At 59.0% G+C, this 17,878-nt stretch carries 17 protein-coding genes; 12 read left to right on the top strand and 5 right to left on the bottom strand.

Going from position 1 to position 17,878, the window contains the following annotated elements; translation table 11 throughout:
• Nucleotides 1–193 precede the first annotated feature (193 nt).
• From ACM6IK_RS28700 to ACM6IK_RS28675, 6 genes are all read left to right on the top strand, one after another.
• Nucleotides 194–406: a hypothetical protein gene (locus ACM6IK_RS28700; RefSeq protein ID WP_007972820.1), complete on the top strand. Its 213-nt coding sequence runs from the start codon at nucleotides 194–196 to the stop codon at nucleotides 404–406.
• 335 nt (nucleotides 407–741) lie between these two features.
• Nucleotides 742–1,413: a DsbA family protein gene (locus tag ACM6IK_RS28695; protein WP_414876983.1), complete on the top strand. Its 672-nt coding sequence runs from the start codon at nucleotides 742–744 to the stop codon at nucleotides 1,411–1,413.
• Nucleotides 1,414–1,946: 533 nt separating this feature from the next.
• Nucleotides 1,947–2,084, top strand: coding sequence for a hypothetical protein (locus ACM6IK_RS28690; RefSeq protein ID WP_414877038.1), 138 nt, complete (start codon nucleotides 1,947–1,949; stop codon nucleotides 2,082–2,084).
• Between the two features lie 203 nt (nucleotides 2,085–2,287).
• A complete protein-coding gene (locus ACM6IK_RS28685; RefSeq protein ID WP_414876982.1) occupies nucleotides 2,288–2,782 on the top strand; it encodes a helix-turn-helix domain-containing protein in 495 nt (164 codons plus the stop codon).
• Entirely contained in the window at nucleotides 2,779–4,056 is a 1,278-nt protein-coding gene (locus ACM6IK_RS28680; RefSeq protein ID WP_414876981.1) for a type II toxin-antitoxin system HipA family toxin, read from the top strand. The genes ACM6IK_RS28685 and ACM6IK_RS28680 overlap by 4 nt, the downstream gene beginning before the upstream one ends.
• Nucleotides 4,053–4,406, top strand: coding sequence for a DUF1493 family protein (locus tag ACM6IK_RS28675; RefSeq protein ID WP_414876980.1), 354 nt, complete (start codon nucleotides 4,053–4,055; stop codon nucleotides 4,404–4,406). The genes ACM6IK_RS28680 and ACM6IK_RS28675 overlap by 4 nt, the downstream gene beginning before the upstream one ends.
• A 96-nt stretch (nucleotides 4,407–4,502) precedes the next feature.
• Here ACM6IK_RS28675 and ACM6IK_RS28670 read toward each other — a convergent pair whose 3' ends face one another.
• The 3 genes from ACM6IK_RS28670 to ACM6IK_RS28660 form a co-directional block, all read right to left on the bottom strand.
• A complete protein-coding gene (locus ACM6IK_RS28670; protein WP_414876979.1) occupies nucleotides 4,503–6,044 on the bottom strand; it encodes a phosphoenolpyruvate carboxykinase in 1,542 nt (513 codons plus the stop codon).
• Nucleotides 6,045–6,224: 180 nt separating this feature from the next.
• Complete coding sequence (gene hslO, locus ACM6IK_RS28665; RefSeq protein ID WP_414876978.1) at nucleotides 6,225–7,127, bottom strand: Hsp33 family molecular chaperone HslO; 903 nt, start codon at nucleotides 7,125–7,127, stop codon at nucleotides 6,225–6,227.
• A gap of 228 nt (nucleotides 7,128–7,355) precedes the next feature.
• Nucleotides 7,356–7,760, bottom strand: a complete 405-nt coding sequence (locus tag ACM6IK_RS28660; RefSeq protein WP_108216131.1) for an RNA-binding S4 domain-containing protein — start codon at nucleotides 7,758–7,760, stop codon at nucleotides 7,356–7,358.
• Nucleotides 7,761–7,994: 234 nt separating this feature from the next.
• Here ACM6IK_RS28660 and ACM6IK_RS28655 point away from each other — a divergent pair, with 234 nt between their 5' ends.
• The gene (locus tag ACM6IK_RS28655; protein WP_177413322.1) at nucleotides 7,995–8,456 is read left to right on the top strand and encodes an ATP-dependent zinc protease; all 462 of its coding nucleotides are present in this window, start codon (nucleotides 7,995–7,997) and stop codon (nucleotides 8,454–8,456) included.
• The gene (gene rimK / locus ACM6IK_RS28650) at nucleotides 8,453–9,358 is read left to right on the top strand and encodes a 30S ribosomal protein S6--L-glutamate ligase (RefSeq protein ID WP_007972871.1); all 906 of its coding nucleotides are present in this window, start codon (nucleotides 8,453–8,455) and stop codon (nucleotides 9,356–9,358) included. Before ACM6IK_RS28655 ends, rimK begins: the two co-directional genes overlap by 4 nt.
• Before the next feature lie 155 nt (nucleotides 9,359–9,513).
• Here the strand turns inward: rimK and ACM6IK_RS28645 are convergent, their stop codons facing one another.
• Nucleotides 9,514–10,827, bottom strand: coding sequence for an ATP-binding protein (locus ACM6IK_RS28645; RefSeq protein WP_414876977.1), 1,314 nt, complete (start codon nucleotides 10,825–10,827; stop codon nucleotides 9,514–9,516).
• 115 nt (nucleotides 10,828–10,942) lie between these two features.
• Complete coding sequence (ompR, locus tag ACM6IK_RS28640) at nucleotides 10,943–11,683, bottom strand: two-component system response regulator OmpR (RefSeq protein ID WP_414876976.1); 741 nt, start codon at nucleotides 11,681–11,683, stop codon at nucleotides 10,943–10,945.
• 363 nt (nucleotides 11,684–12,046) lie between these two features.
• Between ompR and ACM6IK_RS28635 the strand changes: the two genes are divergently transcribed.
• The 4 genes from ACM6IK_RS28635 to tauA all read left to right on the top strand — a co-directional run bounded on the left by ACM6IK_RS28635 (nucleotide 12,047) and on the right by tauA (nucleotide 17,868).
• Entirely contained in the window at nucleotides 12,047–14,371 is a 2,325-nt protein-coding gene (locus tag ACM6IK_RS28635; protein WP_414876975.1) for a Tex family protein, read from the top strand.
• On the top strand, nucleotides 14,371–14,754 hold the full coding sequence (locus ACM6IK_RS28630; RefSeq protein WP_095127618.1) for a PaaI family thioesterase: 384 nt from the start codon (nucleotides 14,371–14,373) through the stop codon (nucleotides 14,752–14,754). The genes ACM6IK_RS28635 and ACM6IK_RS28630 overlap by 1 nt, the downstream gene beginning before the upstream one ends.
• A gap of 292 nt (nucleotides 14,755–15,046) precedes the next feature.
• Nucleotides 15,047–16,630: a glutamate--cysteine ligase gene (gene gshA, locus ACM6IK_RS28625; protein ID WP_414876974.1), complete on the top strand. Its 1,584-nt coding sequence runs from the start codon at nucleotides 15,047–15,049 to the stop codon at nucleotides 16,628–16,630.
• Nucleotides 16,631–16,890: 260 nt separating this feature from the next.
• Nucleotides 16,891–17,868, top strand: a complete 978-nt coding sequence (gene tauA, locus ACM6IK_RS28620) for a taurine ABC transporter substrate-binding protein (protein ID WP_414876973.1) — start codon at nucleotides 16,891–16,893, stop codon at nucleotides 17,866–17,868.
• Nucleotides 17,869–17,878: the final 10 nt, after the last annotated feature.

Below are 17,878 nucleotides of genomic sequence, written 5' to 3'. Positions count from 1 at the left end.
TTAGCCACCAGCGTTGCACGGAGCCCGCGGCCCTACAGGCCTGCGGGCTTTTTTGTATCCGCTTGGCCACACTTCAGAAACCTTGGCACAGCTCTTGTATCTCTGCTGTTGTACTCGGGGTGGGGAGGACTTCGATGTTCTGTCATAAACCTTGGATAAGTTAGCCGCTCACAAACCGGGAGAGAGCGCTGAAATGAACGCCGAAGTGAACGTAGTGAGCGACAAGGCGTTGCATCCCCTGGCAGTAAACAGCGAATCGCTCCAGATCCTGGCGCACTGGTTCAAGTCCAATGGAATGCGTCAGATCAGCGAAACTGATCCGCGCCGGACAATGATCGAGCGTTACCCTGCTGGTTTATTCAGCGAGGCGGAACTGGATGCGTTGTGGGATGTAATGGAAGGATAAGAAGAACAACAACGGATTGATCAAAAAAAGCGCTGCCGGGATGGCAGCGCTTTTTTTTGCACGTGTTTTGTATGAACGACTGTAGGAGCTGGCTTGCCAGCGAGGGCCATCGGTCATGCACCATCAATGTTGAATGTGCAAACCTCTTCGCTGGCAAGCCAGCTCCTACAAGTTTTGCGATGTTCAGGTCACGGTCCCCCAGGCTACGCGGCACCCGGCTCGTTCCTGGGGGAGCATTCGACCGATTCCTGAAACAGACTGAAAGCCGTTCCAGTGTTTTTCAGTCATGAACTCAGGACTAATCTGCCGGCATCGATTTTTGCCGGAGCCTTGCCATGATCCTCCACTACATCTACGACCCCTTGTGCGGCTGGTGCTACGGTGCCAAACCGCTGGTGCAGGCCGCCCAGGCTGTACTGCCCGTGATTGCCCACGGCGGCGGCATGATGACGGGTGCCAATCGGCAAAAGGTTTCGCCACAACTGCGCAATTACGTGATGCCCCACGATCGGCGTATCGCCGAATACAGCGGGCAGCCGTTCGGTGAAGCCTATTTCGAAGGTTTGCTGCGTGATCACAGCGCCGTGTTCGACTCGGCGCCACCCATCGCTGCAGTGCTGGCTGCTGAGAAAATGGGTGATCGCGGACTGGAGCTCCTGGGACGTTTGCAAAGTGCTCACTACGTGGAGGGGCGTCGCATCGCCGATGAGTCGGTACTGTTTGAACTGGCCCATGGTATGGGGCTGGACCGTCAGGCCTTCGAAAGCGCCTTCAGGGCGGCCGACACCGATGGCCACATCAGGAACAGCCGGGCTCTTTTGGCCAAGGTCGGCGGACAGGGCTTTCCGACCCTGGCGCTTGAGCACAATGACCAATTCACCCTGATCGATATCGGGCCATGGCTGGGCAAACCCCAGGCATTTGCGCAGTGGCTGAGCCAGTCGCTGCCCGATCAGGACTCATCCAATTCCGTAGCAGTCTGTGGTCTCGAAGGCTGCGCTGATTGAATATTCCTGCCGCGTAAAGCAATTTTTTAGACGTTTTTTGCCTATTTAAAGACGATTCATGAAATTGACACATCGTTGAGGGCGCAGCTACGATTCGACCCAACGCCTGTGGCCGACCGCCACGACTGAAAAACAATAAAAGGCCCGCCGCGAGGAATCGTGGGCGGGCCTTTTTGTTTTCGCATTGAAATAAGAGCGCGATAGCGCCGTTTCGGCCGTTCGACACAGCACGTAACAACCGTATTAAGGAAAGCTAGTGATCCATGTTGATCGTGGGTATGTACTTTGGAACTTCATGAATTGTGACAAAAAGGCGCTGAACAAACACCGGCACGGCGGGTTGGTTTATCAACGTTACCCATTATCCAAACAAAAAAAGCAGCCTGAGCAGGCTGCTTTTTTTGAGAAGCTTGCTTGATATTGTGCTCCCTCAAGCAAGGGAGAAGAGGTCTCACCCGAGCGCTGATTTTCAGGTCATCAACGGGGTTCCTAACGCCGACTATTGCCACCTGAAGGCAGTCGGTTTCGCGCTCTTGGGCAAAGTCCCTGTCACAGATGATGCTTGTGTCAACCCGCACATCACCCACGCCCTCTACCTGCTGACCCAGGACGGCTGCGACCTGCTCAAAGTCGCCCAACAACGCATGCTGAACTGGAAAGCCCCAGCCTGACGCCGTTCATCAGAACACTAACGTGGAATTATTCTGGCTGTTTAAACTTAAAACAGCTGGAATAATGGCAGTTAGCATGTCTTCCTAAAGGAAATCAGCGTCACGAGAATGGTGTCTTTCCAATGACCCAATCGCCGCTCACTTTTTTCTTTAAGTGCTATTATTCTGGCAGTTATAGCGTCTTGATGAAGGAATATTGGCACATGGCCAAGAAGACAGCTCCACTCTTGCCCGCCGCTTCCAGACTACTTTCCGAGTTCGGTGAGCGACTGAAACTCGCTCGCCTACGCCGCAAACTCACAGCTAAACAAGTCGCCGAGAGGTCGGGCATGTCACTGACAACCTTGCGCTCTCTGGAATCAGGTGGCTCAGGGGTGACCATCGGCGCCTACCTGTCTGTCATGCAAGTTCTGGGTCTGGAAAAAGACTTGAACAAACTCGCGGCAACCGATGAGGTGGGGCGGCAACTGCAGGACGCACAACTCAAACCCAAGGCAACCACAGCCAAAGACGCGAACCGACGAGTACGCCGAATAAGTGCAGTAAAAAAAGCCTCTCCAATACCTGAAAAAGACACTGGAGTGATTGAAAGTACCACCCACACAGAAGAGCTATCCGCTGACTTCCCCTTCAACACCCACTCACTTTCCAGTCTGTTGACCAAGAAAAAAACCAAGCCAGCGACAGGTGAAAAATGACGCAGATTGCGGTGTATGCCGATTGGGAATCCTTGAATGGGCCCAGACGTCTCGGTTTCTTGCATGCCCGAAAGACCCGTTCCACGGACGTCTTCGAGTTTGAATACGACGCCGCTGCGCTAGCTGATCCCGAGTTGAACTTCACACCCCTGGACCCTCGAATCGGGCTCTATGAGGGTCGTCAGTTCCCGGGGCAACATCAAAGCCGATTTGGCGTGTTCGCTGATTCAAGCCCGGATCGGTGGGGTCAACTGTTGATGAAGCGGCGACTGGAGCGCGATATCCGCGAAGGCCTGGCTGCCAAAGGCAGCAAGCTCCACGAGTCGGATTTCCTGTTAGGCGTACATGACCTCTATCGGGTTGGTGCAATCCGCTACAAGCTCAATGACCAAGGCAACTTTCTCGATGATCGCGATGGCGTGGCCGCCCCACCCTTCATTGAGCTGCGGACGTTGGAACAAGCAAGCCGCGCTCTGGAAAACGATCCGGACAACACCTCACTCGATGGCCGCGAGTGGCTGAGAATGCTGATCGCACCTGGAGGTTCACTGGGTGGCGCCCGCCCCAAGGCCAGCGTTGCAGACGAGCACGGTCACTTGTGGATTGCCAAGTTCCCCAGCACCCGTGATGACTACGACATTGGCGCCTGGGAACTGGTGGTCAATGCCTTGGCCAATCATTGTGGCCTGCGAGTCGCGACCGGCATCGCCCGACGCTACGCCAGCGATCATCACTGCTTCATGGTCAAGCGATTCGATCGTACTGAACGGGGTGGCCGACTGCACTTTGCCTCAGGCATGACCATGACTGATCGCGTTGACGGTGACGATGCCTCCGTCGGCGCAAGCTATCTTGAGTTAGCCGAAGTGCTCATGGAACATGGCTCGCAAACCAACGCTGACCTTCGAGAGTTGTGGTCTCGGATTGTTTTCAACATCCTGGTCTCCAACACCGACGACCACCTGCGCAACCATGGTTTCATCCTTGATCCGGATCGTGGATGGCGATTGTCTGCCGCCTATGACATGAACCCGGTGGCCCACGCCGACGGCTTGAAGCTCAACATCACCGATACCGATAACGCACTGGATCTGGAGCTGGCCCGGGAAGTGGCAGAGTATTTTCGGGTCGGTCGTGCGGATGCAAAAAACATCATCGACAGCTTCAAACAAGTTGTCAGCCAATGGCCAACACTAGCGGGGGCTTTGGGACTATCGAAACGCGAGCAGGATAATATGGCGCCTGCATTTCGATTAGCGGAGCCTACGCAATGATCCTCGCCCCCAACCTCCCTGACGACCACTTGATGCAGCAACTCATGCAACTGCTGCATGAAGAACTCGGCTTCCCCGAACGCAAAACCATCAGCCTCGGCACCTCGATCAACTTTGACCTGGACTGCAACGGTGCAGACGCCCGGCATTTGATCGAAACACTGGAAGACCACTTCGCCATCGATTTCGTGGATTTCGACAGTTATCGCTATTTCCAGCCCGATGGCCACGATGTGAATCTAAAACGAAAAGCCAAGGGTCGCGGCGAGAAGGTGCCATTGACCATCGGCATGCTCTACCGGGCCATCAAGGCCCAACGCTGGGACACGGATGAACTCGAAGGCCTGTAACGGCCCGACGCATTCTGACTTGCCCGCGAAAAACTGAATTTTGCGCACAAAAAAGCCGCCCCGAGGGGCGGCTTTTTCGTTAGCTCAAGCCAGCACTTACAACTTAGGACCAGCAGCCTTGATCGCGTCGCTCACTTCGAACTTCTTGAAGTTCTCGATGAACAGGCCGGCCAGTGCTTTGGCAGCTTCGTCGTAGGCGGCTACGTCGGCCCAGGTGTTGCGTGGGTTCAGCAGGCCGGTCTCAACGCCCGGTACGGCCACTGGCACGTCGAGGTTGATGGTGTCCAGGTGCTCGGTCTCGGTACCGATCAGGGCGCCGCTCTGGATCGCTGCGATCACGGCGCGGGTGGTCGGGATGTTGAAGCGCTTGCCGACGCCGTAGCCACCGCCGGTCCAGCCGGTGTTGACCAGGTAGACCTTGGAGCCGAAGCCACGGATGCGCTTGATCAGCAGCTCAGCGTATTCGCCGGCCGGACGCGGGAAGAACGGTGCGCCGAAGCAGGTGGAGAAGGTCGACTTGATGCCGCTGCCCGAACCCATTTCGGTCGAACCGACCAGCGCGGTGTAACCGGACAGGAAGTGGTAGGCCGCTTGTTCTTCGTTGAGGATCGACACTGGCGGCAGCACGCCGGTCAGGTCGCAAGTCAGGAAGATCACAGCGTTCGGCTCGCCACCGAGGTTCTTCTCGGAACGCTTGGCAACGTGCTCCAGCGGGTAGGCGGCACGGCTGTTCTGGGTCAGGCTGACATCGGCGTAGTCGGCGTGCTTGGCGTCGTCGATGACGACGTTTTCCAGGACCGCGCCGTGCTTGATGGCTTTCCAGATAACCGGCTCGTTCTTCTCGGACAGGTCGATGCACTTGGCATAGCAACCGCCTTCGATGTTGAACACCACGCCTTCGCCCCAAGCGTGCTCGTCGTCACCGATCAGGTAACGGCTTTCGTCGGCCGACAGGGTGGTTTTACCAGTACCGGACAGACCGAAGAACAGGGTCACGTCGCCCTCTTCGCCGATGTTGGCGGCGCAGTGCATTGGCAGTACGTCGGCAGCCGGCAGCAGGAAGTTCTGCACCGAGAACATGGCTTTTTTCATTTCACCGGCGTAACGCATGCCGGCGATCAGCACTTTCTTCTGGGCGAAGTTGAGGATTACGCAGCCGTCGGAATTGGTGCCGTCACGCTCTGGCACACACTCGAAGTTGGCAACGTTGAGCACCTGCCACTCGTCACGACCCGCCGGGTTGTACTGAGCCGGGTTGATGAACAGGCAACGGCCGAACAGGTTCTGCCAGGCGGTCTGGGTGGTCATCTTCACGGCCAGGTAGTGCTCGGAAGCCGCACCAACATGCACGTGGGAAACGAAATGCTCTTGCGCGTTGTTGAACGCCTCGACGCGAGCCCACAGGGCGTCGAACTTGTCGGCCGGGAACTTGCGGTTGATCGGGCCCCAGGCGATGGCGGCCTGGGTGCTTGGCTCTTCAACGATGAAACGATCGACTGGCGAACGGCCGGTACGGTGACCGGTACGAACAACCAGTGCGCCGGTATCGGCAAGCTCGCCTTCACCGCGGTTGAGGGCTTCTTTAACCAGATCATCAACACTCAGATCGGTGTACACGGCGTTATTGGCTTGCGTCATGAGGTTCCCCGTCGGCCAGTGGCCGAGTGCTCCAAACGTTTTTGTAGTAGAAAGTCGTGCACTACTACCGCGAAAAAAGTGGGCCGGATTATGCCAGAAAAGCCCAAAAAGAGTAGGCCCCTCCTGTCGTAATGGCATTAATCCGGCGGCAGCCAGTGAATTTACCTGCGCTGAACCGTTTTAGTGACGAGTATCTGACGGTGTCTCGATGCCCGCACCGGCGAACAATTGAGTGACATCGGCCGCGTCGAACAGGTAGCGCTGGTTGCAGAACTGGCAATCGATTTCGATGTTGCCACCGTGCTCGACGACCAACTGCTGCGCGTCTTCCATACCCAGACTGACCAGCGCATTGGCTGAACGTTCACGCGAGCAGCTGCAGCGGAAGCGCAACTTCTGCACATCGAACAGACGCACCTGCTCTTCGTGGTAGAGGCGATGTAGCACGGTTTCGTTGTCCAGGCCCAGCAGCTCATCGGCGGTCAGGGTGGTGGCCAATGCGGTGAGGTGCTGCCAGCTGGCGGCGCGTTCTTCTTCGTCTTTAAGGCGGTCGGCGGGCAGTTGCTGCAGCAACAGGCCACGGGCGCGGCGGCCATCGGCGCAGAGCTTGATACGCGTGCCAATCTGCTGCGACATGACGAAGTAGTTGGTAAAGCAGTCGGACAACGTTTCGCCATCCAGATCGACGACACCCTGGTAGCGTTGGCCCTGTTTCGGGTCGACGGTCAATGTCAGCGAGCCATCCGGCATCAGGTCGGCCAGGGTAGCGTCGGGGGCAATGCGGTCCGCGTCGTAACGGGCCAGTCCACGGATATCGCGCTCGCTGGAGCACTCGATCATCAGCAGCGGGATCGGGCCTTCGGAGCGGGCCTGCAGGATCAGCAAGCCATCGAACTTCAACGTGCCGACCAGCAAGGATGCAGCCGCCATCAGCTCGCCGAGCAGTTGCGCGACCGGCTGCGGGTAGGCGTGTTTGGCCAGGACTTCGGCGTAGCTGAGTTCCAAAGAGACCAGCTCGCCACGGGTGTCGCTGTCATCGAAGATGAAGCGTTGGGTGAAGTCGTTATCCGGTAGGTCGGTCATAAGTCTGGGTATCTGAAGTGGTGACAAAAGTGATTACGGAATTCGAGGTTACGCCTCGGCCATAGCGTCTTGCTGTCTGGTTATGGCTTACAGGCCGGCGACTGTGTGCGCTTTACGACGAATGGCACTGCCAATGGCTCGTGCAGGGCAGGCGAACTACCCCATATGGCTACGCGCAAGCACAATTACAAGTCTTTGCCTGTTTGAGTGATCGACGGACCCGGTCGATCATTCGTTGCTGCTGCCACGAAACTTGAACAGATCCCGCCGTTGTTTCTTGCTCGGTTTGCCGTCGGTGCTCACGCCCAGAGCGCCTGCTTTGCGTTCTGCGGCGGCGTTTTCGCGCTTGGCGATGCTGGCTTCGGTTTCGGCGTACAGCATCTGCGCTTCCGGCGCGCCACGGCGCACGATCGACAGCGCCTGGACCACCACCGTGCGCTCGTCGAAACCGGTACGAATCACGAATTCATCACCGATACGTGGTTCCTTGCCGGGCTTGCAGCGCTCACCCCGGCAATGCACCTTGCCACTTTCAATCGCCGCTTTGGCCAAGGCGCGGGTTTTGTAAAATCGTGCAGCCCACAACCATTTATCGAGGCGGACTTTGTCGTCCTCTTCGTTTTTTTGTGCCATGGAATTTCCTCATTCTGAAATATTGGTGAACTGTACTACCGTTTCTGTCGTACCAAGAATTTCACCGGCCCGAGCTACAATGCTGACATTCCATAACCTCCTTGCGGGGCTGGAAATCCGGGCCGTAGATATCTGTCGCCTTTTAACCATTATTCTGCGTGAATACCGCGAATTCGGCCGCCTGCGGCCACCGCGGTTTCTACCGGTTGAGCAATTTTGAAGACATTTGACCATTTGACCGTTGTCGGTCTGCGCGAGTGGGTGGCGCTCCCTGATTTGGGAGTCGCCGGCCTTCGGGCAAAAATCGACACCGGTGCCAGCACCTCAAGCCTCCACGCCACCGAAATCGAGCCGTTCGAGCGCGACGGCGAGCAGTGGGTGCGTTTCACGGCACACCTGGGCACGGTGGTGCAGTTGCGTCACCGTCGCTGCGAAGCACCGCTGGTGACAAGGAAAACCATTAAAAGCTCAAACGGTCACGCGCAGGTGCGATACGTGATCAGCACCACCCTGGCCCTTGGTGATCGGGTCTGGCGGGTCGAGTTCACGCTCGCCTGCCGCAAGTCCATGCGTTATCGCCTGTTGCTCGGCTCCAAAGCCCTGATCCACGGCCAGTTGGTGGTCAATCCGGGCATCAAGTATGTACAAGACAAGCCGGTGTTCCCGGTATCTACCTCCTCCACAGGTGTTGCATGAAGATCGCTGTGCTGTCGCGGAACCCGCGTCTGTATTCCACCCGTCGTCTGGTCGAAGCCGGTACCGAGCGTGGCCATGAAATGGTGGTGGTCGACACCTTGCGCGCCTACATGAACATCGCCAGCCACAAGCCGCAGATCCACTATCGCGGCAAACCGTTGGAGGGTTTCGATGCGGTGATTCCACGGATCGGTGCGTCCGTGACCTTTTATGGCTGCGCAGTGCTGCGTCAGTTCGAAATGATGGGGGTATTTCCACTCAACGAATCGGTGGCCATTGCCCGTTCACGGGACAAGCTGCGTTCGCTGCAATTGCTGTCTCGTCGCGGGATCGGTTTGCCGGTGACCGGCTTTGCCCACTCCCCCGACGACATTCCCGACCTGATCGAAATGGTCAACGGCGCGCCGTTGGTGATCAAGGTGCTGGAAGGCACCCAAGGTATCGGCGTGGTGCTGTGCGAAACCGCCACGGCCGCGGAATCGGTGATCGAGGCATTCATGGGCCTCAAACAGAACATCATGGTTCAGGAGTACATCAAGGAGGCTGGAGGGGCGGATATTCGCTGCTTCGTCGTTGGTGACAAGGTGATTGCGGCGATGAAGCGCCAGGCCAAACCCGGCGAGTTTCGCTCCAACCTGCATCGCGGTGGCAGCGCGAGCCTGATCAAGATCACCCCGGAAGAACGCATGACGGCATTGCGTGCGGCAAAGGTCATGGGATTGGCGGTGGCGGGTGTGGATATCCTGCGCTCCAATCACGGGCCGCTGGTGATGGAAGTGAACTCGTCGCCGGGGCTTGAAGGGATCGAGACCACCACCGGGAAGAATGTCGCGGGGATCATCATTGAGCATCTGGAGAAGAATGGTGGGCCGAATATGACGCGGACCAAAGGGAAGGGTTAAACCCTGAGTTTTTTGGCGGCTGGAAGGCCGCCATCGCGAGCAAGCTCGCTCCCACAGTGGATATGAGTGAATGCAAATTTCGCATCCAATGCGATTCAATGTGGGAGCGAGCTTGCTCGCGATGGGGCCATCAGCCACACCAAAAAAGTCAGCGGTTAAACAGCATCCCGCGGCAGCATCAACCCAAGCGGCAACCGCACCCGCGCTTCCAGCCCACCGCCCGAGCGGTTACGCAGCTCAACGTTGCCGCCATGCATCGAAGCGATCCGCTTCACGATTGCCAATCCCAACCCGGTGCCCTTGCCGCCGCGGGCACGATCGCCACGGGTGAACGGGTTGAAAATCGCCTCCAGCTCTGACGGATCGATCCCCGCGCCACGGTCCATGACACTCAGGACCACATACGGCGCACTGGTATCCCCGGACACATATGCCGCCACTTCCACCCCGCTGCCGGCGTGATGCAGAGCATTACCGATCAGGTTGTTCAGCAACCGCTTCATCGATACCCGACGCAGCGGGAACGGCTGGATCGGCTCCAGGCGCAAATGCACTTTCTCTTCGTTCTGGTTGTACGGCGCGGCGACCTCACGAACCAGATCGCTCAGGTCCACTTCTTCCACCGACTCATCACGTCCGTCACGAATGAACGCCAGGAACTGGTCAAGAATCGCGTCCATGTCTTCGATGTCACGGATCATGTCGTCCGTCAGGTCACTGTGGTCGCCCATCAGCTCCAGGGACAGCCGCAAGCGGGTCAACGGCGTACGCAAGTCATGGGACACCCCGGCCAGCATCAACTCGCGCTCGCGACCGGCCTGCTCGACGTCTTCGGCCATCTGGTTGAAGGCGCGGTAAACCTCGGTCATCTCACTTGGCGTATCGCTGATCGGCAGGCGCACGCTACGGCCCTGGCCGAGTTGCCGCGCGGCATACACCAGACGCTTCAAAGGTTGATTGAGCTGGCTGACGAAGATCCAGGCCGAAGCGGTGGACAGCAGGCCAATAGCGAGGAACCAGCCGAGCACGTTCCAGATTTTCTGACCGCGCAACGGATGCGGATACAGCGGCACTTTCAGCCAGCCTTCACCCAGGCTCGGAGCACGAACCCACAGTGCCGGGGGAGAATGCATGCGTAGTCGCACTTCGGTGTCTGGCCCCAGCTCGGTCTGCATCTGTCGCTGGTAAATCTCACTGTATGGCCAATGTTGCTCGCCTTCCGGGACACCGGCGCCCACTACCCGAATCAGGGGTGCACTATCGGCAATCTTTGCGCGGTTCTCTTCATCGGCCGCCCAGTAGGCACGCAGCACCAGGGCGACACCGTGGCTGTATTGGCGGTCCACCAGCACGTCTTCGTTCATCAGCAGATAAACCAGGGTCAGCGCCTTGGAGAAGAGAACGACGATGAGCACCAGCCAAAGGGTGCGAGAGAAGAAGCTCTGGGGAAACCAAACAGGGGTTTTCATGGATAGCCGTTAAACACTTGCAGGAGCGAGCAATGCTCGCATATTGCGGATCGCGAGTCTGCGGACAGGATCGATTGATCCGTTGTCCGCATGACCCGCTCCTACAAATCGCCAATCACTTGGTGGCGGTACCATCCGGAACAAACACATAACCCACGCCCCAGACGGTCTGGATGTAACGCGGCTTGGAGGGATCGGGTTCGATCATCCGGCGCAGACGGGAAATCTGCACATCGATGGAACGCTCCAGGGCATCCCACTCGCGGCCACGGGCCAGGTTCATCAATTTGTCGCGGGTCAGCGGTTGACGCGCGTTCATCACCAGGGCCTTGAGCACAGCGAATTCACCGGTGGTGAGCATGTGCACTTCTTCGCCGCGCTTGAGCTCGCGGGTGGCCAGGGACAACTCGTAGTCACCGAAGGTCACGCTTTCGTCTTCGCTGCCCGGAGCACCAGGCACCGGAGACGACTGGCGACGCAATACCGCCTTGACGCGAGCCATCAGCTCATCGGGATTGAACGGCTTGGCCAGGTAATCGTCGGCGCCCAGTTCCAGGCCCTTGATGCGGCTCAGCTCGTCGCCCTTGGCGGTGAGCATGATGATCGGAATCTGGTTGTTCGCGTTGCGCAGACGGCGGCAGGCGGTCAGGCCGTCTTCGCCGGGCAACATCAGGTCGAGGACGACCAGGTTGAACACTTCGCGCGCCAGCAGGCGATCCATTTGCTCGGTGTTCGGTACGGCGCGGGCGCGGTAGCCCTTGCTGACGAAAAAACGCTCCAGCAGGCTGCTCAGCCCCGGATCGTCGTCAACGATAAGAATTTTTTCGCCTTCAGCAGTTTGTGCAGTGCTGCTCATTGGATGCTCCCTTTGATCTCGGCACGCATTATGGCGTAGCTGCCGTTATACGCACCGTGTGCATTGTTAGCAGATTTTTCCTATACCGCCAGAAAACCGGCCATTGCACCGGCAACCCGCGATGCCCCCCGAATGCCGTAACGCTGGTTATAATGCGCGGCCTTTTGTGTCAGGCAACATCAGACAGGTACTACAGATGGACACCATTTTTTTTCATGGTGCCGGCAGTAATTGTTCGATTTCACGGGTCAACGGGATACCTTTTGATCCAGGTAGCGGCGCAGGCCAGGCCGCTCAACCAGACTCGCGAAGGCCCTATTTCCGCGCCTGCGAGCCTGCTTTCACAATTTGTCAGGTGGTTTTATGGACAGCATCAACAGCCGCATCGCCGAGGAACTCGGTGTACGCCCACAACAGGTCGAAGCGGCCGTCGCGCTACTCGATGAAGGCTCTACCGTTCCCTTCATCGCCCGTTACCGGAAAGAAGTGACCGGCAGCCTCGACGATACGCAATTGCGTCATCTGGAAGAGCGCCTGCGCTACCTGCGAGAACTCGACGAACGGCGTATCAGCATCCTCGCCAGCATCCAGGAACAGGGCAAGCTGACCCCTGCACTTGAACGCGACATCAAGCTCGCCGACACCAAGACCCGCCTCGAAGACTTGTACCTGCCGTACAAGCAAAAGCGCCGCACCAAGGGCCAGATCGCCCTGGAAGCCGGCCTCGGCGACTTGGCGGATGGCCTGTTCAACGATCCGTCCCTGAGCCCGGAAACCGAAGCCGCGCGTTTCATCGACGCGGGAAAAGGCGTGGCCGATGTGAAGGCAGCCCTCGAAGGCGCCAAGTACATCCTGATGGAACGCTTCGCCGAAGACGCAGGCCTCTTGGAAAAGCTGCGCAACTACCTCAAGCAGGAAGCCACCCTCAGTGCCCGCGTGATTGCCGGCAAGGAAGAGGAAGGCGCCAAGTTCCGCGATTACTTCGAACACGACGAACCGCTCAAAAGCATGCCGTCGCACCGCGCGTTGGCAATTTTCCGTGGCCGCAACGAAGGCATCCTCAGCTCCGCGCTGAAAGTCGGCGACGAACTGCCGGGCACCATGCACCCGTGCGAAGGCATGATCGGCCAGCAATTCGGCATCCAGAACCAGAACCGCGCCGCCGACAAATGGCTGGGCGAAGTGGTGCGCTGGACCTGGAAGGTCAAGCTCTACACCCATCTGGAAACCGACCTGCTGGGCGAGCTGCGCGATGGCGCGGAAACCGAAGCGATCAATGTCTTTGCCCATAACCTGCACGACCTGCTGCTGTCGGCCCCGGCCGGCCCGCGCGCCACCCTGGGTCTCGACCCGGGCCTGCGCACCGGTTGCAAGGTCGCCGTGGTCGACGCCACCGGCAAGCTGCTGGATCACGCCACGGTTTACCCGCACGTGCCACACAACAAGTGGGACCAGACCCTCGCCGTGCTCGCCGCCCTGTGCGCCAAGCACTCGGTGGACCTGATCGCCATCGGCAACGGCACCGCCAGCCGCGAAACCGACAAGCTGGCCGCTGAACTGATCAAGAAATACCCGGCCATGAAAATGACCAAGGTCATGGTTTCCGAGGCCGGCGCATCGGTTTACTCGGCATCGGAGCTGGCTTCCAAGGAATTCCCGGATCTCGACGTATCGATCCGTGGCGCCGTGTCGATTGCCCGTCGCCTGCAAGACCCGCTGGCCGAGCTGGTGAAGATCGATCCGAAATCCATCGGTGTCGGCCAGTACCAGCACGATGTGTCGCAGCTGAAACTGGCCCGTGGCCTGGATGCTGTGGTCGAGGACTGCGTGAACGCCGTTGGCGTCGACGTGAACACTGCTTCCGTGGCGCTGCTGGCACGGATCTCCGGCCTCAACGCGACCCTGGCGCAGAACATCGTCAGCCACCGCGACGAGCACGGCGCGTTCAAGACCCGCGCTGCGCTGAAGAAAGTCGCGCGCCTCGGTGAAAAAACCTTCGAACAGGCCGCCGGTTTCCTGCGCGTGATGAACGGCGACAATCCCCTGGACGCCTCCGCAGTGCACCCGGAAGCCTATCCGCTCGTGCAGCGTATCGCCGCCGAGACTGATCGCGATATTCGTTCGCTGATTGGCGACAGTGGTTTCCTCAAGCGCCTGGACCCGAAAAAATTCACCGACGAAACCTTCGGTTTGCCAACTGTCACCGACATCCTTCAGGAACTGGATAAGCCAGGCCGCGACCCGCGTCCCGAGTTCAAGACCGCCGAGTTCCAGGAAGGCGTCGAAGACCTCAAGGACCTGCAACCGGGCATGATCCTCGAAGGCGTGGTGACCAACGTGACCAACTTCGGTGCTTTCGTCGATATCGGCGTGCATCAGGACGGTTTGGTGCATATCTCTGCGCTTTCGGAGAAGTTCATCAAGGATCCACGCGAAGCGGTAAAGGCCGGTGACGTGGTGAAAGTGAAGGTCATGGAAGTCGACATCCCGCGCAAACGCGTGGGTCTGTCGATGCGCATGAGCGACACCCCGGGCGAGAAAGTCGACGGCGCTCGCGGCGCGCGTCCGGGGTCGGCGCCACGCCAGTCCCAGAACACCGCACCGCGCAAGGAAACCACGGCAGCGGCCCCGAGCAACAACGCCATGGCTTCGCTGTTCGCAAACGCCAAGCAGTTGAAGAAACGCTGATGGACATTCCCGCCGGGCTGACCGAAAGCGCGTTTTTCAAGCTGCTGGGCTGCCGCTTGCACAGTCTGGAAACCGGGGTGGCGCAAGTCGCCCTGGCGCTGGAGCCGGAGCTGCGCAATCGCGGCGGCAAGCTGCACGGCGGGGCCTTGTTCAGCCTGGTGGACATTGCCATGGGGCTGGCCTGTTCCAGCACCCACGGCTTTGACCAGCAGAGCGCGACCATCGAGTGCAAGATCAACTACATCCGCGCCGTCGCCGACGGTGAGGTGATGTGCACGGCGCGGGTGATCCACCCGGGTCGCCGCACATTGGTAGTCGAGGCCGATGTGATGCAGGGCGACAAACTGGTCGCAAAAGCACAAGGCACGTTCGCTGTCCTGTAGATGGATGTCATCGATTTGAGTTAATTTCGTCAGTACGCAACCTGTGGAAGCGGGCCTGTGGCGAGGGGGCTTGCCCCCGTTTGAGTGCGTAGCACTCACAAAATCTTGGAACATCAGAGGTTTTGGGGCTGCTTCGCAGCCCAACGGGGGCAAGCCCCCTCGCCACAGGCCCGCTCCCACATTGATTGCGGCAAGCTCCAAAACCAGGCGAAAACGCCAGTTTTAACTTCACCCTTGTAGACCGTCTTGCCCACCCCCATATTGGGGCGACTGACGCGTGAAGGAATCCAACTTGAGCGAACTTCTCAACCGCCGCCTGGCCCTGCTCGGCGAGCGCGCTAACCTCTCTCTGCTCGAACAGTGCCTTCACGGCATCGAACGTGAATGCCTGCGCGTGACCGACGAAGGTCGCCTGGCGCAAACGCCGCACCCGGAAAGCCTGGGTTCCGCGCTGACCAATGAACAGATCACCACCGACTACTCCGAGTCGCTGCTGGAGTTCATCACTCCAGCCCTGCCCGATCCGGCGGACACGTTGGCGAGCCTGGACAGCATTCACCGCTTTGCCTACAGCAAGCTCGGCAACGAGTACCTGTGGAGCCCATCGATGCCGTGCCCGTTGCCGGCCGAGGAAGACATCCCGATTGCCTATTACGGCACGTCCAATATCGGGCAGCTCAAGTATGTGTACCGCAAGGGCCTGGCCCTGCGTTATGGCAAGACCATGCAGTGCATTGCCGGCATCCACTACAACTTTTCCCTGCCGGAAAAACTCTGGCCGCTGCTCAGGCAGGCCGAGGGTTTTGTCGGCACTGACCGCGACTTTCAGTCGTCGTCCTACATCGCCCTGATCCGTAACTTCCGCCGCTACAGCTGGCTGCTGATGTACCTGTTCGGGGCATCGCCAGCACTGGACGCCGGCTTCCTGCGCGGTCGTTCGCATCAGCTGGAGCAACTGGACCCGCAGACTTTGTACTTGCCTTACGCCACCAGTCTGCGCATGAGCGACCTGGGTTATCAGAGCAGCGCCCAGGCCGGCCTGACGCCGTGCTACAACGATCTGAACAGCTACACCGACAGCCTGCGCAAAGCGGTGGCCACGCCGTATGCACCCTATGTCGAAGTCGGCACCCACCAGGATGGCGAGTGGGTACAGCTCAACACCAACATCCTGCAGATCGAAAACGAGTACTACTCCAACATCCGCCCGAAACGCGTGACCTACACCGGTGAACGCCCGATCCAGGCACTGATGGCCCGGGGTATCCAGTACATTGAAGTGCGCTGCCTGGACATCAATCCGTTCCTGCCGATGGGCATCGACCTCACCGAGTCGCGCTTCCTCGATGCGTTCCTGCTGTACTGCGCGCTCAATGACAGCCCGTTGCTGACCAGCACCAGTTGCGGCAACGCGACCTCCAACTTCCTCAGCGTGGTCAAGGAAGGTCGTCGTCCGGGCCTGCAACTGCAACGGGATGGCCAGCCGGTTGACCTCAAGGAATGGGCCGGCGAGTTGCTGGAGAAAATTGCTCCTCTGGCGGCATTGCTCGACCAGAGCCATGGCGGCGATGCCCACAGCAAGGCGCTGGACGCCCAGATGGCCAAGGTCCTGGACCCGTCCCTGACGCCATCGGCCCAGGTATTGACGGCGATGGCCGAACACAATGAAAGCTTCGCCCAGTTCTCCTTGCGCCAGAGCCAGGCCCATGCCGAGTTCTTCCGCAGCGAGCCGTTGCCGGCTGAGAAACAGGCGAAATTTGAAGAGCGGGCGCGTTCGTCGCTGGCTGAACAGGCTGAGCTGGAACAGAACGAAGTCGGTGATTTCGATGTGTTCGTCGGGGCGTACCAGGCGAGCATATTGGCGATCAGTAACTGATCCTGGAAGGTCCTGCGGACCTATCGCGAGCAAGCTCGCTCCCACAGTGGATTATCGGTGTGACCGCAATCGTGCAAACACCATTGAACCCTGTGGGAGCGAGCTTGCTCCGGGCGGCGTTCCGACGATGACCGCGTAGCGGTCGCTCCTCAAGTTTTCCCCTCATAAGCTAATTCGAAAAAGTTATTTATTTTATAATTCTTAGATCATTTAGTCTCTTTCTCACGCCGACATTCGGTCGCCTGACAAGGAGCTTTCTGATGAAACTGACTTCCCCTCTTCGCTTGCTGGCGGCCGCTTCCTTGGCTACCGCCAGTTTTTTTGCCCAGGCGGCCGACTTCACCGTCGCCTACCAGACCACCGTTGACCCGGCGAAAGTCGCCCAGGCCGACGGCGCCTACGAAAAAGCCACCAAGGCCGATATCAGCTGGCGCAAATTCGATAACGGTGCCGATATCATCGCTGCCATCGCCTCCGGCGACGTGCAGATCGGCTACCTCGGCTCCAGCCCTCTGACCGCCGCCATCACTCGCAAAGTCCCCGTAGAAACCTTCCTCATCGCCACCCAGATCGGCGCCGCTGAAGCCCTGGTCGCCCGCGACGGTTCCGGGATCAAGACCCCGCAAGACCTGATCGGCAAGAAGATCGCCGTGCCGTTTGTATCCACCGGCCACTACAGCCTGCTGGCCGCGCTCAAGCACTGGAACATCGACCCGTCGAAAGTCACCGTTCTCAATCTGGCTCCGCCAGCGATCATTGCCGCCTGGAAACGCGGTGACATCGACGCCACCTACGTGTGGGACCCGGCCCTCGGTGTCGCCAAGGAAACCGGCAAGGTACTGATCACCTCCGGCGAGCTGGCCAAGTTCGGCGCACCGACCTTCGATGCCTGGATCGTGCGCAAGGATTTCGCAGAGAAGCATCCGGAAATCGTCACCGCGTTCGCCAAAGTGACCCTGGACGCCTACGCCGATTACCGCAAAGACCCGCAAGCCTGGCTCGCCAACCAGGGCAACGTCGACAAATTGGTGAAGCTCTCCGGCGCCAAGGCCAGCGACATTCCGTTGCTGCTGCAAGGCAACGTCTACCCGCTGGCGGCTGACCAGGTCATCACCCTCGGCGCACCGACCACCAAAGCCATCACCGACACCGCGGCGTTCCTCAAGGAGCAAGGCAAGGTCGAGGCGGTGCTGCCGGACTACGCACCGTACGTCAGCGCCAAGTTCATCACCCACTGATCGGGAGTCA

Origin of the sequence: Pseudomonas sp. IT-196MI5 (assembly GCF_949767415.1) — a bacterium.
Lineage (GTDB): Bacteria > Pseudomonadota > Gammaproteobacteria > Pseudomonadales > Pseudomonadaceae > Aquipseudomonas.
Note: the sequence above shows the minus strand (reverse complement) of the source record. Positions and strands in the feature narration are given on the sequence as shown.

Coding starts and splice junctions, on each gene's coding strand:
- ompR (WP_414876976.1), bottom strand. CDS start 11,683: ATGAGCAGCACTGCACAAACTGCTGAAGGCGAAAAAATTCTTATCGTT.
- ACM6IK_RS28660 (WP_108216131.1), bottom strand. CDS start 7,760: ATGGCACAAAAAAACGAAGAGGACGACAAAGTCCGCCTCGATAAATGG.
- ACM6IK_RS28670 (WP_414876979.1), bottom strand. CDS start 6,044: ATGACGCAAGCCAATAACGCCGTGTACACCGATCTGAGTGTTGATGAT.
- ACM6IK_RS28685 (WP_414876982.1), top strand. CDS start 2,288: ATGGCCAAGAAGACAGCTCCACTCTTGCCCGCCGCTTCCAGACTACTT.
- ACM6IK_RS28700 (WP_007972820.1), top strand. CDS start 194: ATGAACGCCGAAGTGAACGTAGTGAGCGACAAGGCGTTGCATCCCCTG.
- ACM6IK_RS28635 (WP_414876975.1), top strand. CDS start 12,047: ATGGACAGCATCAACAGCCGCATCGCCGAGGAACTCGGTGTACGCCCA.
- rimK (WP_007972871.1), top strand. CDS start 8,453: ATGAAGATCGCTGTGCTGTCGCGGAACCCGCGTCTGTATTCCACCCGT.
- ACM6IK_RS28645 (WP_414876977.1), bottom strand. CDS start 10,827: ATGAAAACCCCTGTTTGGTTTCCCCAGAGCTTCTTCTCTCGCACCCTT.
- ACM6IK_RS28680 (WP_414876981.1), top strand. CDS start 2,779: ATGACGCAGATTGCGGTGTATGCCGATTGGGAATCCTTGAATGGGCCC.
- hslO (WP_414876978.1), bottom strand. CDS start 7,127: ATGACCGACCTACCGGATAACGACTTCACCCAACGCTTCATCTTCGAT.
- ACM6IK_RS28630 (WP_095127618.1), top strand. CDS start 14,371: ATGGACATTCCCGCCGGGCTGACCGAAAGCGCGTTTTTCAAGCTGCTG.
- ACM6IK_RS28695 (WP_414876983.1), top strand. CDS start 742: ATGATCCTCCACTACATCTACGACCCCTTGTGCGGCTGGTGCTACGGT.
- tauA (WP_414876973.1), top strand. CDS start 16,891: ATGAAACTGACTTCCCCTCTTCGCTTGCTGGCGGCCGCTTCCTTGGCT.
- ACM6IK_RS28675 (WP_414876980.1), top strand. CDS start 4,053: ATGATCCTCGCCCCCAACCTCCCTGACGACCACTTGATGCAGCAACTC.